Source organism: Ensifer sp. Root1252, from assembly GCF_001425885.1.
Classification (GTDB): domain Bacteria; phylum Pseudomonadota; class Alphaproteobacteria; order Rhizobiales; family Rhizobiaceae; genus Ensifer; species Ensifer canadensis.
On record NZ_LMDT01000004.1, the window covers coordinates 60,858 to 75,283 of the forward strand.

11 protein-coding genes are annotated in these 14,426 nt (G+C 63.1%); all 11 read left to right on the forward strand.

Annotation, left to right across the window (positions count from 1 at the left end; translation table 11 throughout):
- Window positions 1–72: 72 nt before the first annotated feature.
- The 11 genes from ASD02_RS06725 to ASD02_RS06775 all read left to right on the forward strand — a co-directional run bounded on the left by ASD02_RS06725 (window position 73) and on the right by ASD02_RS06775 (window position 14,409).
- The gene (locus tag ASD02_RS06725; RefSeq protein WP_057212680.1) at window positions 73–954 is read left to right on the forward strand and encodes a polysaccharide deacetylase; all 882 of its coding nucleotides are present in this window, start codon (window positions 73–75) and stop codon (window positions 952–954) included.
- 59 nt (window positions 955–1,013) lie between these two features.
- Entirely contained in the window at window positions 1,014–1,346 is a 333-nt protein-coding gene (locus tag ASD02_RS06730) for a hypothetical protein (RefSeq protein WP_025429664.1), read from the forward strand.
- Entirely contained in the window at window positions 1,339–2,418 is a 1,080-nt protein-coding gene (locus ASD02_RS06735; RefSeq protein ID WP_057205863.1) for a GTP-binding protein, read from the forward strand. The genes ASD02_RS06730 and ASD02_RS06735 overlap by 8 nt, the downstream gene beginning before the upstream one ends.
- The gene (locus ASD02_RS06740) at window positions 2,415–3,635 is read left to right on the forward strand and encodes an extracellular solute-binding protein (protein WP_057212682.1); all 1,221 of its coding nucleotides are present in this window, start codon (window positions 2,415–2,417) and stop codon (window positions 3,633–3,635) included. The genes ASD02_RS06735 and ASD02_RS06740 overlap by 4 nt, the downstream gene beginning before the upstream one ends.
- Window positions 3,636–3,646: 11 nt before the next feature.
- Window positions 3,647–5,014 carry an amidase gene (locus ASD02_RS06745; protein WP_057212684.1) on the forward strand — a complete coding sequence of 456 codons (1,368 nt, stop codon included), beginning with the start codon at window positions 3,647–3,649 and terminating at the stop codon, window positions 5,012–5,014.
- A gap of 240 nt (window positions 5,015–5,254) precedes the next feature.
- On the forward strand, window positions 5,255–6,226 hold the full coding sequence (locus tag ASD02_RS06750; RefSeq protein WP_057205869.1) for a helix-turn-helix domain-containing protein: 972 nt from the start codon (window positions 5,255–5,257) through the stop codon (window positions 6,224–6,226).
- Window positions 6,227–6,351: 125 nt separating this feature from the next.
- Window positions 6,352–8,391 (forward strand): hydantoinase/oxoprolinase family protein, encoded by a 2,040-nt coding sequence (locus ASD02_RS06755; RefSeq protein ID WP_057212686.1) that lies wholly within the window; start codon window positions 6,352–6,354, stop codon window positions 8,389–8,391.
- Window positions 8,384–10,339, forward strand: a complete 1,956-nt coding sequence (locus tag ASD02_RS06760; RefSeq protein ID WP_057205873.1) for a hydantoinase B/oxoprolinase family protein — start codon at window positions 8,384–8,386, stop codon at window positions 10,337–10,339. The genes ASD02_RS06755 and ASD02_RS06760 overlap by 8 nt, the downstream gene beginning before the upstream one ends.
- Before the next feature lie 55 nt (window positions 10,340–10,394).
- Complete coding sequence (locus ASD02_RS06765; protein WP_057212688.1) at window positions 10,395–10,838, forward strand: GNAT family N-acetyltransferase; 444 nt, start codon at window positions 10,395–10,397, stop codon at window positions 10,836–10,838.
- A 41-nt stretch (window positions 10,839–10,879) separates the two neighbouring features.
- On the forward strand, window positions 10,880–12,235 hold the full coding sequence (locus ASD02_RS06770; RefSeq protein ID WP_057220392.1) for an aspartate aminotransferase family protein: 1,356 nt from the start codon (window positions 10,880–10,882) through the stop codon (window positions 12,233–12,235).
- Window positions 12,236–12,780: 545 nt separating this feature from the next.
- Window positions 12,781–14,409, forward strand: coding sequence for an ABC transporter substrate-binding protein (locus tag ASD02_RS06775; protein WP_244494183.1), 1,629 nt, complete (start codon window positions 12,781–12,783; stop codon window positions 14,407–14,409).
- Window positions 14,410–14,426: the final 17 nt, after the last annotated feature.

Consider the following 14,426-nt stretch of genomic DNA (forward strand, 5'->3'; position numbering starts at 1 on the left):
AACAATGTGTGCGGTTTTCCGCCCGCATCCCGCTCTGACTTACGAGAAGAGAAAACACGAAGGAGACATACCATGGCCAAGGAAATCCTCTGCAGCTTCGGCGTCGACGTCGACGCGGTCGCCGGCTGGCTCGGGTCCTACGGGGGCGAGGATTCGCCCGACGATATCTCGCGCGGCCTTTTTGCCGGCGAGGTCGGCAGCCCGCGACTGTTGAAACTGTTCGAACGCTTCGGCATCAAGACCACCTGGTTCATTCCCGGCCACTCGATCGAGACGTTCCCGGAACAGATGCAGGCTGTGGCGGACGCCGGCCACGAAATCGGCATTCACGGCTACACCCATGAAAACCCGATCGCCATGACGCGCGAGCAGGAGACCGAAGTCCTCGACAAGAGCATCGATCTCGTCACCAAGCTCTCGGGCAAGCGCCCGACCGGCTATGTCGCGCCATGGTGGGAGTTCTCCAACGTCACCAACGAGCTGCTGCTGGAACGCGGGATCAAGTACGATCACTCGCTGATGCATGACGACTTCACGCCCTATTATGTCCGCGTCGGCGACAAGTGGACGAAGATCGACTACTCCAAGAAGCCGTCCGAATGGATGGTGCCGCTGCAGCGCGGCAAGGAGACCGATCTCATCGAAATTCCGGCCTCCTGGTATCTCGATGACCTGCCGCCGATGATGTTCATGAAGAAGGCCCCGAACAGCCACGGCTTCGTCAATCCGCGCGACATCGAGCAGATGTGGCGTGATCAGTTCGACTGGGTCTATCGCGAGATGGACTATGCGGTTTTTCCGATTACGATCCATCCTGATGTTGCCGGGCGGCCGCAGGTGCTGATGATGCTGGAGCGGCTCTATGCCCACATGATCAAGCATCCGGGCGTGAAGTTCGTGACCATGAACGAGATCGCCGACGATTTCGCCAAGCGCTTCCCGCGCAAGAAGTGAGCGACTGACGGGGGCGGTCCGAGCGCCGTCCCCGCTTTTTACACCGATTGGATCAAACGATGTGCTCTCTCTGCGGCGTCCTTGGAGGCAACGAACACTGGGCCGATGCGGTGGCGCGGCCAGGCGTCTATACCCGCAATGTCGAGCGCATCGATCGAAGGCGCGAGCGCGCCAACCGGGTGCGCATCGCCAATGCAATGCTGGCGCGCTTCGGTCTGACCATCTCCGATTGGCAGGGCGCGTCCTTCGTGTTGTCCACACGGACGGGCAAGACTGAGATCATCGAGGATCTCGGTCATCTCTGGCCGGCCGCCGAACGGCTTTGCGGCCGTCCCTGCGATCCGCTCGATGTGGCCCTGGTTACTGCTGCTGAGGCCGCGATCGATGACTGAGCCGCAGATCCCGCTGCTGACCCCGATCAACCTGCTCACGGGCTTCCTCGGCTCCGGCAAGACGACTCTGCTTGCGCGACTGCTCGCCGATCCGGCTCTTTCGGATGCAGCGGTCCTCATCAACGAATTCGGAGAGGTCGGGCTCGACCATCATCTTGTCGAGCGCATCGACGATACCATGGTGCTCTTACAATCGGGCTGTCTCTGCTGCACGGTGCGCGGCGAGCTTGCCGATGCCATCAAGGATCTGCATTCGAAGCGGGAGCGCGGGCTGGTTCCGCCTTTCCGCCGCATCGTCGTCGAAAGCACCGGGCTTGCCGATCCGTTCCCGGTGCTGTCGACGATCAAATCCGACCCGGTGCTGCGCCACCATTTCCGCCCGGGCAACGTCATCACCACCGTCGATGCCGTCAACGGGCTCGGCCAACTCGGCACCTATGTCGAATCCAACCGGCAGGCTGCTGTTGCAGACCGGCTGGTCGTCACCAAGGCCGATCTGGCGCTGCCGGCCGATGTCGCCCGTCTTGTCGAGAAATTGCGCAACATCAATCCGGACGCGCCGCTGCTGATGGCGACCGATCTGTCCTTCGCCGTTGCCGAGCTTGTCGACGAGAACCTCGGCCTGCGCGCCGCCGCGCTGCAATCGACCAGCGGTTTCTATTGCGAGGCGCCGGTTCAATTGGCAACGGCGGAAGGCTCCGTGCACCAGTCCGCGGTGACCTCCTTCGTCATGACCGTGGAGCGCGCCATCGACTGGACGGCTTTCGGCCTCTGGCTGACAATGCTGCTCAACCGTCACGGCGAGAAGGTGCTGCGGGTGAAGGGCATTCTCAACATCGCAGGCGAGGAGCGCCCTGTCGCCATTCATGGCGTTCAGCATTTGGTCCACACGCCTGTTCATATGGAGCGCTGGCCGGACGAAGATCGCCGCTCGCGCATCGTGTTTATTGTTGACGGTCTGGATGTCGAACTGCTGAAACGGTCGTTCGAGGCTTTTGCCCTCGACCGGTCCTCCGTCGAGGATGCGGCCGTCCCGAAACGCAGTCTTCAGGAACGTCAGTCGTCTTCATGAACAAGCACCTGCCTGACCAAGCGACGATGGCGACGCCATCCCTCCATCTCTCCGGTCGCCCACGCCTGCGCGTGCTTGGCACGGCGATTTCTCTGCTCGAGGAGTTGCGGGTTCGCGCCGAGGCCGATCTCGGCATCGAGGTCGTATTCGACAACAACGACTTCCTGACCACTCAGCACAAGGCGGCGCAGGAGCCGGATAGTTACGACATCTACGACCAGTGTTTCCATAATCTGGATATCGTCTGGTACTGGCGGGCGATCCAGCCGATCGAGATTGGCCGCATCGCGCTCTGGGACCAGATCAACGATCTGACGAAGACCGGCCATATCGGCCCGAATGCCAGGCTGGGGCAGGGGGATGCGCCGGTAAAGAAGCTGTTCGTGCAGCCCAATCTCGAACTGGGCGACACGCCGTCGAGCACGATCTCGATGCTGCCGACGACGCATAATTTCGACAGCTTCGCCTACAGGACCGACGTTGCCCCCAATACGGTTTCGATGAACAGCTGGGCGGCGCTGCTCGACGAGCGCTGGGCCGGACGCGCAGCCCTCGTCGACGAGCCGGCGATCGGTATCTTCGATGCAGCCCTTGCCGCGCAGGCATCCGGCCTGATGTCGTTCGACAATATCGGCGCCATGACTGTTGACGAGATCGACCGGCTGATCGGTCTGCTTGAGGAGCGCAAGAAGAACGGCTATTTCCGCGCCTTCTGGCGGACGGCCGAGGATGCAGCGCGGCTGATGGTGCGCGGCGAGACCGATATCCAGAGCATGTGGTCGACGGGCATCAGCATCCTCAACGGCCAGGGCGTTCCGGTGGAACAGGCGGTGCCGGCTGAGGGATATCGTGCCTGGCATGGCGGCCTGTGTCTCGCACGCCATCTGTCGGGCCGCATGCGCGACGTCGCCTATGAGTATCTCAACTGGTGGATATCCGGCTGGCCGGGCTCGGTCGTGGCGCGGCAAGGCTACTACATCTCGACGCCGGAGCGTTCGAGGCAATTCATGTCGGTGGCCGAATGGGACTACTGGTACGGCGGCCTGCCGGCGGCATGCGACCTGCCGGGCCCGGACGGCACCATACGCATTCGGGCAGGATCGGTCAGGAGCGGCGGCTCCTACTGGCAGCGCGCCAACTGCATCGCGGTCTGGAATACCACCATGGACGAGCACAATTATCTGGTTCGCCGCTGGATGCAGCTGGTCGAACGATAGAGGGAAACGGGATGACGCAGGACTTCAGTGGACGGTCGATCGCGCAGCTGTCAGTGCTGCTGCAGTCCGGTGCGCTCGATCCGCGTGAGCTGACACGCTGGACGCTTGAGCGGATCCGCAGTCACGACGACCAAGCGATCTTCACCACGATTCTGCCGGAGCGGGCGATGCGGGAGGCGGAGGCCTCCGCCCGGCGCATCGCCGCCGGCCGTTCATTTGGGTTGCTCGACGGAATTCCCGTTGCGTGGAAAGACCTGTTTGCCATCAAAGGCGTGGCGACGACGGCGGGATCGGTGGTGCTGAAGGACGCGCCGGCGGCACAAGAGGACGCGGCGATGGTGACCGCGCTCGGCCATGCCGGCATGGTCAGCGTTGGTCGCGTCAACATGAGCGAATTTGCCTTCTCCGGGCTCGGCATCAACCCGCATTACGGCACGCCGCGCAATCCGCGGGCGCGCGATGTCGACCGCCTGCCGGGCGGTTCGTCCTCCGGCTCCGGTGCCGCCGTAGCCGCCGACCTCGTGCCGGTTTCGATCGGCACGGATACGGGCGGATCCATCCGCATTCCGGCCGCCTTCAACGGTATCGTCGGCTACAAGGCGACGCGCGGCCGCTATTCCATGCGTGGCGTCTTTCCGCTCGCCAAGAGCCTCGATTCGCTCGGTCCCCTCTGCCGGACGGTGCAGGACGCCGTCTGGGTCGATGCGGCGATGCGAGGTCTGCCCGCGCCGGAAATCCGGCGGGGCAGTCTCGATGGCCTGTCGCTCGTGGTGCCGACAACGGTGGTTTTCGACGGTGCCGAAGACGGTGTCGTTTCCGCTTTCGAAGCCGGACTCGGGCGGCTGGAGCGCGCCGGCGCCCGTGTGCGCCGCCAGCCGTTTCCGGCATTCGAGCGCATTTTCGAGACCATGGCGCGGCACGGACCGCTGGTCACGGCCGAGGCCTTCGCGCTCCATCGCGACCGGCTCGAAGGGTCGCAGGCGGCATCGATGGACCAGCGCGTCGTGGCACGGGCCCGGCTCGGGCAAAACATAAGCCTCTCCGATTATGTCGAGACGCTAAACACGCGGGAGGCGCTGATCGCCGAGATCGCCGCCCATATTGGGTCGAACGAGCTTGTCGCTTATCCCACCGTTGCCCATGTGGCGCCACCCACGGCGCCGCTTCTCAATGACGACGCCCTGTTCGTCGAAACCAACGCCCGGACCCTGCGCAACACCTCGATCGGCAATTTCCTTGACTGGTGCGGCGTCTCTCTACCGTGCGGCATTGGCGCCGCCGGTATGCCGGTCGGCCTGCTGCTTTCCGCCCAGCCGCATCACGATGCGCATCTGTTGTCGATGGCGCTTGCGGCCGAGGCAATCGTTCGTGCCGATTGAGGGGCAGGTCGCTCGGAAACTACGCCTACCGACAAGAGCGAGCGCACTTTGCGACTAGCCGGGGCGGGAAAGAGATAGTCTACTGCTTGACGACCTTCCGGAAACGCCGGTCGCAAAGGCCCTGAAGAGGCCGCGACATTCAAGGCAGCCGGTCAGGAAGAATAGGCCGCGATCGGCCGTCGCCTTGGCAACACGGGAACAGCTGAAGCAGACGGACGGCGGACTGGATGGGAGCTTCGCATGGACGTGAGTTATTCCACGGCAGGCACGGTTGCGTTCGAGCGCAAGCGCTATTGGGACGAGGCGGTATCGAGCACCTACTTCCCGCTCGATCTGCGCTTCCAGAACTCGGCGGAGTTTTCCGGCGAGTTGAACGTCTGGGATCTCGGCGCGGTATCGCTGTCGCGGCTTGAATCCGACGGGCTGCTCTATCGCCGACAGAAACGGCACCTGCTGCATGAGCGCGAAGAAAGCTATCTGATCACCGTGCCGGAGACGGCGGAGATCAGCTTCGAGCAGGCCGGTAAGGCAGTGCGCTGCAAGCCGGGGGCCTTCCTCGTCGAGCGCAGCCATCTGCCGTACGAATTCAGCTATACGGCCAAGAACACGCTCTGGGTGCTGAAGGTGCCGATTGCCACGCTGCGTCCGCGTGTCGGCCTTCCCGAACGTATCGCGTCGCTCAGCTTCGATTCCACCCGTGGCACCGGCGCATTGTTCGTCGACATGATCCGGCTTGTTGCGCCGCGGCTTGTCGAGATGGATGCGCCCGCCCGCGACATGACCGGCAAGCACCTGGTCGATATCCTCGCGATGTCGCTGATCTCCGACGAACGCATGCTGACGTCGGACGCAGGCTCGGTTCAGGTCGGCCACCTGCATCGCGTCGAGAGCTACATTCGCGCCAATCTCGCCCGGGCCGATCTCGGTCCGCAGGTGATCGCCGATGCCTGCGGCATCTCGGTGCGCTACCTGCACCAACTGATGAAGAGGCAGGGCACGTCCGTGTGCCATTGGATCCGGGTCCAGCGGCTTCTGCGCTGCGACGAGATGCTGCGCGATCCCACCTGCCGCAAGCTGGTTTCGGAAATCGCCTATGCACTCGGCTTCAGCGACCACGCGCAGTTGAGCCGCCACTTCAAGGCGCATTTCGGCTACAGCCCGAGCGAAGCGCGCGAGCGCTCCCATCTGACGAGCCCGAGCAGCCCCGGCTGAGCCGGACGGCGACAAACCCCAGACAGACGTGAGGCGGTCGCACGCCCGACCGGGCGAAGGGCGAAGCCTTGCCCGATTTTCAACGGATGCCCGCTTTTAAACGGATGAAAGACAGGAGACGGATTTTGCAGAACCTTCGAGTTGCGGTCGATGTCGGTGGCACCTTTACCGACATCTGCATCATGGACGAGACCACGGGCCGGATCCGGGTCGAAAAGACGTCGTCCTCCGCCGATCCGATCGACGGGATCATGTCTGGCGTCGAAAAAGCCGGCATCGACCTGTCGAAGGTGGCGCTGTTTTCGCATGGCACCACCGTTGCCACCAACGCCCTGATCACGCGGCGCCTGCCGCGCACGGCGATGGTTTGCACGAGAGGTTTCCGCGACGTCATCGAGATCCGCCGCGCCAACAAGGAAGACCTCTGGGATACCTACAAGGACGTAGTGCCGCCCTATGTGCCGCGGCGCGACCGGTTGGTGGTGACGGAGCGTGTCGACGCGCAGGGCGGGATCGTCGCCACGCTCGACGAAGACGAGGCCCGGGAGGTCGCACGCATTCTCAAGCGCCGCAATGTCGCGGCCGTCGCCGTCTGCTTCATGAACGCCTTCATGAACGGCGCCAACGAGCGCCGCATGAAGGAAATCTTGATGGAGGTGATGCCCGGCGTGCCGGTGTCGACCTCGTCGGAAGTCCTGCCCGAGATCTTCGAGCATGAGCGGTTCTCCACGACCGTCGCCAATGCGGCCTTAAGCCCCGTTGTCGTCGACTATACATCGCGGCTCGGCAAGCGGCTGCAGCAGGAAGGCTATGAACGCGATCTTCTGCTTTTGCACACAGGCGGTGGGGTAATGACCCCGAAGAGCGTCGAGGACTTTGCCGCACGGCTTGCCGGTTCCGGCATTGCTGCCGGTGCTATCGCCAGCAAATACATCGCCGAGCTCTGCGGCTTCCGCAATTCGATCGGGCTCGACATGGGCGGCACCTCGACCGACGTGTCGCTCGCCTATGACGGCCAGTCGCGCATCACCAAGGACTGGTTCATCGAATTCGGCTATCCGATCCGCTTCTCCTCGATCGAGGTTCTGACGATCGGTGCCGGCGGCGGGTCGCTTGCCTGGACTGACGAGGCCGGATCGCTGCGCAACGGTCCGCAATCGGCCGGCGCCAATCCAGGCCCTGCCTGTTATGCCAAGGGCAACCGGCAGCCGACCAACACCGATGCCAATGTCGTGCTCGGTCGCCTCGGTACCAGCCTTGCCGGCGGCAAGATCACGCTTGACGCGAACCTTGCCCTCGAGGCCGTCCGCGAAGGGGTCGCCGAGCCGTTCGGGCTAGAGCCGCATGCGGCCGCCGATGCGATCATCCGTGTTGCCAATGCCAATATGTCGGACGCGGTGCGGCTGATCTCGATCAGCCGTGGCTACGATCCACGCGATTTTGCGCTCGTCGCCTTCGGCGGTGCCGGAGCCCTGCATGGCGCGGCGATCGCTCGCGAACTTTCGATCCCCGCGGTCATCGTTCCGCCGAACCCCGGCGTCACTTCGGCGCTCGGCTGCCTGCTCGTCGACATGCAGCACGATTTTTCCGAAAGCTACCTGAAGGCGGCCGCCGACGCCAACGCAACGGCGATCGAAGAGGCCTTCCTCCGCCTCGAACAGGAAGCATCGGAGCGGCTCGCCCATGAAGGTGTCGCGGCTAAGGACGTGGTGCTCCAGCGCAGCATCGACATGATGTATCTCGGGCAGTGGCGTTCGCTCTCCGTCACCGCACCAGCGCCGGTCACCGACATCGCGCCGCTGGTCGAAGCCTTCCACCGTGAGCATCAGCGCGAATACAATTTCCGTCGCGACGAAACGCCGGTCAGCCTGTTCCGCATCAACTTGAAGGCCGTCGGCATGGTGCCGAAGGCGTCGCTGGCACGCCACGAGCCGACGGGAGTGATCCCCGAGCCGAAGACGCGGCGGAGCGTATGGTTTGAAGCCGAGGCCGCGCTCAATACGCCCGTCTACGATCGCGAAACCTTGCCCGCAGGGTTCGTCTTCAAGGGCCCTGCCATCGTCGAGCAACTCGATTCGACCGTCGTCGTCCCGCCGGGAACGACCGCGGAAGTGGACACCTATCTCAACATCATCATCCGCATCGAAGGTGAAGCGAATGTCTGAACAGCAAAACCTTGACCCGGTGACCTTCGAGGTCCTGAAGAACTCCTTCATCACCAGCGTCGATCAGATGGCCGAGCAGATCCTGAGAACCTGCTATTCCTTTGTCATCTACAACCGCGACTTCTCCAGTGCCCTTCACGATGCCGAAGGCAATTCGGCAGCTCAAGGTAACCAGGATATTGCGGTCCATGTCGGCACCCTGCATTTCACCTGCAAGGACGTCATCCGCGCCTTCGATGGCGACATGCATCCCGGCGACGTCTACGCCATCAACGATCCCTATGCCGGCGGCACGCATTTCAACGACGTCCGGCTGATCCGGCCGATCTTCGTCGACGGCAGGATCATCGCCTTCAGCCAGTCGAACGGACACTGGTCGGATCTCGGCGGCAGCGTCCCAGGCTCCTTTGATGTCGCCGCCAAGGAGATGTTCAGGGAGGGGATGCGCATCACCCCGATCCGCCTGTTCGACAAGGGGCGGTTCTGCAAGGATGTCGCCCACCTCATCGCTTCCAACACCCGCGACCCCGCCTCGATCATCGGCGACATCCATGCCCAGGCGCAGGCGACCCAGGTCTGCGAGCGCGAGATCCTGCGGCTGGTCGGCAAATACGGCGAGGGCACGGTGAAACAGGGGCTCGGCGCCGTGCAGGACTATGTCGAGCGCGCCATGCGCCAGCGGATCGCCGCACTGCCGGACGGCGAATGGGAAACGCAGGACTTCATCGACCGTGATCCGGCGGGCAACGAGGGCATGATCCCGATCAAGGTCAAGCTGACGATTAGGGGTGACCGGGCGATCTACGACTTCACCGGCAGCCACCCGACCATCGGCTCGATCTACAATTCCGCCTTCGGCGCGACCTTCTCGGCGGTCGCCGCGGGGATGAAGACCTTCTTCCCCGACCTGCCGCTCAACAGCGGCTTCTACCGGGTGTTCGAAATCATCGCGCCCGAAGGCTCGATCGTCGATGCGAAGTGGCCGGTGGCCGTCACCGGCTTCCTCATGCCCTTCGAGAAGATCATGAACGCGATCTACGAGATCTGGTCGAAGATCATCCCGGAGCGCGCCATCGCCTGTGCCTTCAACCTCGAATACCTGCTGACCGGCGGGCGTGATGCACGCGCCGCGGAAAAGCCGATCTTCATGTTCTACGACTGGCTTCCCGGCGGTTGGGGCGGGCGCAACGGCATGGACGGCTGCAATGTGACGACGGCCTGCTTCGGAACCGGCCTGATGGCCCAGCCGGTCGAGGGACAGGAACGGGCAAATCCGATCCTGACCACCGAGTTCGAGGTGCTGACGGATTCTGCCGGCCCCGGAAAGTGGCGCGGCGGTGCCGGTGTGCTCAAGACTTCCCGCATGCTCGAAGCCGAAAATACCGTCATTTCCTATATCTGCGACCGCGAGCGCGCCATCGTTTGGGGCATCGAGGGCGGGCTGCCGTCGATGCCGCACGGGCTAACGCTGACCCGTGAAAAGACCGGCAAGACGGAATGGCTCGGCGCTACTTTCTCCGATGTGGCAATCGAGGCGGGGGACGTCTTCTCGCGCCCGACCGCGGGCGGCGGCGGCTTCGGCGATCCGCTCGAGCGCGATCCGCAACGGGTGCTGGCCGATGTCATCGACGACTACGTCTCGGTCGAGCGGGCGGCGAAGGATTATGGCGTCGTCATCGATCCCGTCGATCCGGAAATCTGCGCCTACGAGATCGATGCCACCGCGACGGCCGAACTGCGGCGACAGATCCGGGCAGACCGGTTGGGTTGGCTGGGCGCAGATCCGGCCGAGGTCTCGGCAAAGTTCAAGGCGGGGGAAATCAATGCGCTCGACGCGGTGCGCCGCTATGCCGTGATCCTCGACTGGGATACGGGCGATCTGCTACCCGTCTCCACCGAACAGTTTCGCAACATGTATCGCAAACGCTCAGTGGCTGCCTGGCAGTAGCAACGCAAATGCTTGGTGGGTGGGCGGTTCGCCTACCCGAATACGGGGGGATGTCATGGCGGGTGTTACGATCGTTGCGGCCGCTGAGGCCGATAGGTCCGCATGGAACGAGCTTCATGCGGGATTTGCCGCCTTCTACGGGGTTGATCAGACCGACGAGATGCGGGATCGGGTGTGGAGCTGGATCCGCGACGGCCAGCTCGAATGCCGGCTGGCGCTCGATGGCTCGGGTCGCCCGATCGGGTTGACCCATTTTCGCGAATATATCCGGCCGCTGATGGCGGCGCGCGGGGGTTTTCTCGACGATCTCTTCGTTGCGCCCGAGGCGCGCGGCAGCGGCGCAGCACCGGCGCTGATCCGCGCCGTTGCCGAAATCGGGCGAGAGCGCGGCTGGTCCGTCATCCGCTGGATCACGCGCGACAACAACTACCGGGCTCGCGGCCTTTATGATCAGCTGGCCACCAGAACGGATTGGCTGACCTATGATATCGCCTTGTAACCACGCACCAGAGTGATCATGCATCAAAACGGGAGACGCCGATGACCGCACAGCCTAATTCCACCGAAGCGCGGGACATGGCCTACCATCTCCATTCCTACACCAATCCGCGCAAGCTGGAGCGGGAAGGGCCGCTGATCATCGACCGCGGCGAGGGCATCCACGTCTTCGACAACAGCGGCAAGCGCTATATCGAGGGCATGGCCGGGCTTTGGAGCGTGGCCGTCGGCTTCGGCGAGAAACGGCTGGTCGAAGCCGCGCGCAGCCAGATGGCGAGGCTACCCTACTATCATACCTTCTCGCAGAAATCGCACGGGCCGGTGGCGGATCTGGCGGAGAAGCTGGTCGGCATGGCGCCGGTGCCGATGTCCAAGGTTTACTTCGCCAACTCCGGATCCGAGGCGAACGATACAGCGATCAAGCTGGTCTGGTATCGCTCCAACGCGCTAGGCAAACCGGAAAAGAAAAAGATCATCTCGCGCATCAAGGGTTACCACGGCGTGACGGCGCTGAGCGCCAGCCTGACGGGCCTCCCCAACAACCATCGATCGTTCGATCTGCCGTTTCCCAACATCCTGCACACGACCTGCCCGCATTATCGCACCGGTGCGGAGCCGGGGCAGGATGAGCTTGCCTTTTCGCGCTGCTGTGCAGAAGAGCTGGAGGCGCTCATCCTCGAGGAGGGGCCGGAGACGATCGCCGCCTTCATCGGCGAGCCGGTTATGGGGGCCGGCGGCGTCATCGTTCCGCCGGAGGGCTATTGGGTGGCCATCCAGGACGTGCTGCGGAAATACGATATCCTGCTGATTGCCGACGAGGTGATCTGCGGTTTCGGGCGCACCGGCAACATGTTCGGATCCGAGACCTTCGGCATGCGGCCGGATATCATGACGCTCTCCAAGCAGCTGTCATCGTCCTATCAGCCGATCGCGGCTCTCATGATCAACGACAACGTCTACGAGCCGATCGCCAATGAGGCAGATCGGATCGGTGCGCTCGGGCATGGATTTACCGCCAGCGGCCATCCGGTCGCCGCTGCAGTCTCGCTCGAAAACCTGGCGATCATCGAGGAGAAGGACCTGGTCGGCAATGTCCGCCGTCTTGCGCCGCATTTCCTCGGTCGGCTCAATGCGCTCGAACGGCATCCGCTGGCTGTCGAAGCGCGCGGCGTCGGCCTCATCGGTGCGCTCGAACTCGAGGCGGCGGATGGGGCGGCCGCAGGCGCGACGGGCGCGCGGGTTGGTGCGATCCTGCAGAGGAACGGCCTGATCTGCCGCAACATCGGCGATTCCATCGCCTTCTGCCCGCCGATGATCATCACCGCCGCCGAGATCGACGAGATGTTCGATATCGTCGAGGCGAGCCTTGAGCAACTCGGTAGGCAGGCGGCGGCATAAGCATCCCGGCATCGGGCCCGCATCATAGTGCGGGCTCACGGTACGCCGGGCTGCGGGCGTCTTCACGACGACGAAATCAGGAACGCCAGAGGCCGCCATGACGTGGCGACCATACCTGTGAGCCATCGCCCTTCGATCAGAACCGATATCCGACGAACAGCGACCCGGTCGGCTGCAGCTCGCGCTCGACAGTCCCGTTTGCCGTACCCCCAAGTCGCTGCAATCGCAGAGATCTTGATGGCTGCGATGCCTTCATTGAGCCGGCTTCCAGCCATTGGCATCCGCGCCGCCGGCGATCGAAGCCTCAGCAATGATGCCTGTCCTCGACCGCTTCTTCATCCTTAGTCGTAGCGAAAAGACGCAGATTGACACGCGTTCAATCCTGGACATATCATTAAGTCAAATTACTTGACTTATTAAATGCGTCATCGAAACCTGGAGGGGAGTTCGTCATGCCGGCAGTCGAGGAAATGCGGTCCAGACCAATTGTAACGGGGACCGGAAACATCATCAGCAGAGTTTCGGCAAGGGTGTTCGGCGGGGTCATGGCCGCGTCATTCGCCATGCTTGCAGCGGGCCAGGCGCAGGCCGAGTCCGTTCTGACCATGCATATCGAAGAGCAGACGAGCTGGGTGCAGAACTTCAACCCGTTCGACCTGGGCGGGCGGCGCCAAAGCACCATGGACTTCGTCTATGAGCCGCTCGTGATCTTCAACGACTATGACAGCGGCAAGCCGGTCTGGCGGCTGGCAACCGGCTACAAGTTTGCCGACGATCTGAAGTCGATCACCTATACGCTGCGCGATGGCGTCAAGTGGTCGGATGGCAAGCCGCTGACATCGGCCGACATGAAATTCACCCTCGAACTGATGCTCAAGAACCCGGCGGTCGACATCGTCGGCGTCGGCGAGAGTGTCGCTTCGGTCGAGGCGGTGTCGCCCACGGAGGTTAAGATCAACCTCAAGGGCGTCGATACACATTTCCCGGAATCGCTCGCCGACTTTCCTGTCGTGCCCGAGCATATCTGGAAGGATGTTGCCGATCCGCTCGCCTTCAAGAACGAGAAGCCTGTCGGTTCCGGCCCGATGACCGAGATCCGCCGCTTCACGCCGCAGGTCTACGAGCAATGCCGCAATCCCAACTACTGGGACGCAGCGACCCTGAAGGTCGATTGCCTGAAACTGCCGCAGATTGCCGGCAATGACCAGATGCTGGCGCTTCTGCCCGAGGGGGGCCTTGACTGGTTCGGCTCGTTCCTGCCGCAGATCGACAAGACCTATGTCGGCCTCGACCCGGAGCACAATGCCTATTGGCAGCCACCGGCCGAAACGGTTTCCTTCCAGATGAACCTCAAGTCGGCCAATGCCGGCAACGCCGAAGCCTTCAACGACATGACCTTCCGCCGCGCCTTCAGCCTGGCGATGGATCGCGTTTCCATGGTCGACATTGCCGGCTTCGGCTATCCCGTCGTCAATGCGCATGCGAGCGGCCTGCCGCCTCGCTTTGATAGCTGGCGCAACAAGGCGGCCGAGGGCGCCCAGGACGAATGGCTCGCCTACGACATCGACAGGGCCAACAAGCTGCTCGACGATGCCGGCTACAAGAAGGACGGCGAAGGGTTCCGCACGACGCCGAGCGGCAAACCCATCACCTTCCCGATCATCGTCCCCAACGGCTGGACCGACTGGATCGATGCGGTCCAGATCGCCACCGAAGGCCTGCGCAAGATCGGGATCAATGCTTCGGTGGCCACGCCCGAATACGAGCAATGGCAGAAGCAGATCCTCGACGGCTCATTCGAGGCCGTGATGAATTCGCGCGCCGACGGGCCGACCCCCTTCCGCGGCTATTTCCAATCGCTGTCGACCGCCTTCGGCGGACGGATCACCAGCGCGCCTTCGCGCTACTCCAATCCGGAACTCGACAAGGTGTTTGACGCATATCGCCGGGCGACGACGGACGAGGACCGCAAGAAGCTGTTCGACCAGGTGCAGCTGATCGTTGCCGACAATCTGCCCGTCGTTCCCGTCTTCAACGGTCCGACCTGGTACCAGTTCTCGACCAAGCGCTTCACCGGATGGGTCTCGAAGGAAGAGCCCGCGATGAACCCCGAGGATCACGACAACAACCGCATGCGGTTGATGCATCTGTTGCGGCTGAAGCCGGCCGAATAGGCTCAGGGAAGGGCTGA

Bases quoted from the DNA above. Each gene is read 5' to 3' on its own strand.
- ASD02_RS06725 (WP_057212680.1), top strand. From the start codon at position 73: ATGGCCAAGGAAATCCTCTGCAGCTTCGGCGTCGACGTCGACGCGGTC.
- ASD02_RS06730 (WP_025429664.1), top strand. From the start codon at position 1,014: ATGTGCTCTCTCTGCGGCGTCCTTGGAGGCAACGAACACTGGGCCGAT.
- ASD02_RS06735 (WP_057205863.1), top strand. From the start codon at position 1,339: ATGACTGAGCCGCAGATCCCGCTGCTGACCCCGATCAACCTGCTCACG.
- ASD02_RS06740 (WP_057212682.1), top strand. From the start codon at position 2,415: ATGAACAAGCACCTGCCTGACCAAGCGACGATGGCGACGCCATCCCTC.
- ASD02_RS06745 (WP_057212684.1), top strand. From the start codon at position 3,647: ATGACGCAGGACTTCAGTGGACGGTCGATCGCGCAGCTGTCAGTGCTG.
- ASD02_RS06750 (WP_057205869.1), top strand. From the start codon at position 5,255: ATGGACGTGAGTTATTCCACGGCAGGCACGGTTGCGTTCGAGCGCAAG.
- ASD02_RS06760 (WP_057205873.1), top strand. From the start codon at position 8,384: ATGTCTGAACAGCAAAACCTTGACCCGGTGACCTTCGAGGTCCTGAAG.
- ASD02_RS06765 (WP_057212688.1), top strand. From the start codon at position 10,395: ATGGCGGGTGTTACGATCGTTGCGGCCGCTGAGGCCGATAGGTCCGCA.
- ASD02_RS06770 (WP_057220392.1), top strand. From the start codon at position 10,880: ATGACCGCACAGCCTAATTCCACCGAAGCGCGGGACATGGCCTACCAT.
- ASD02_RS06775 (WP_244494183.1), top strand. From the start codon at position 12,781: ATGGCCGCGTCATTCGCCATGCTTGCAGCGGGCCAGGCGCAGGCCGAG.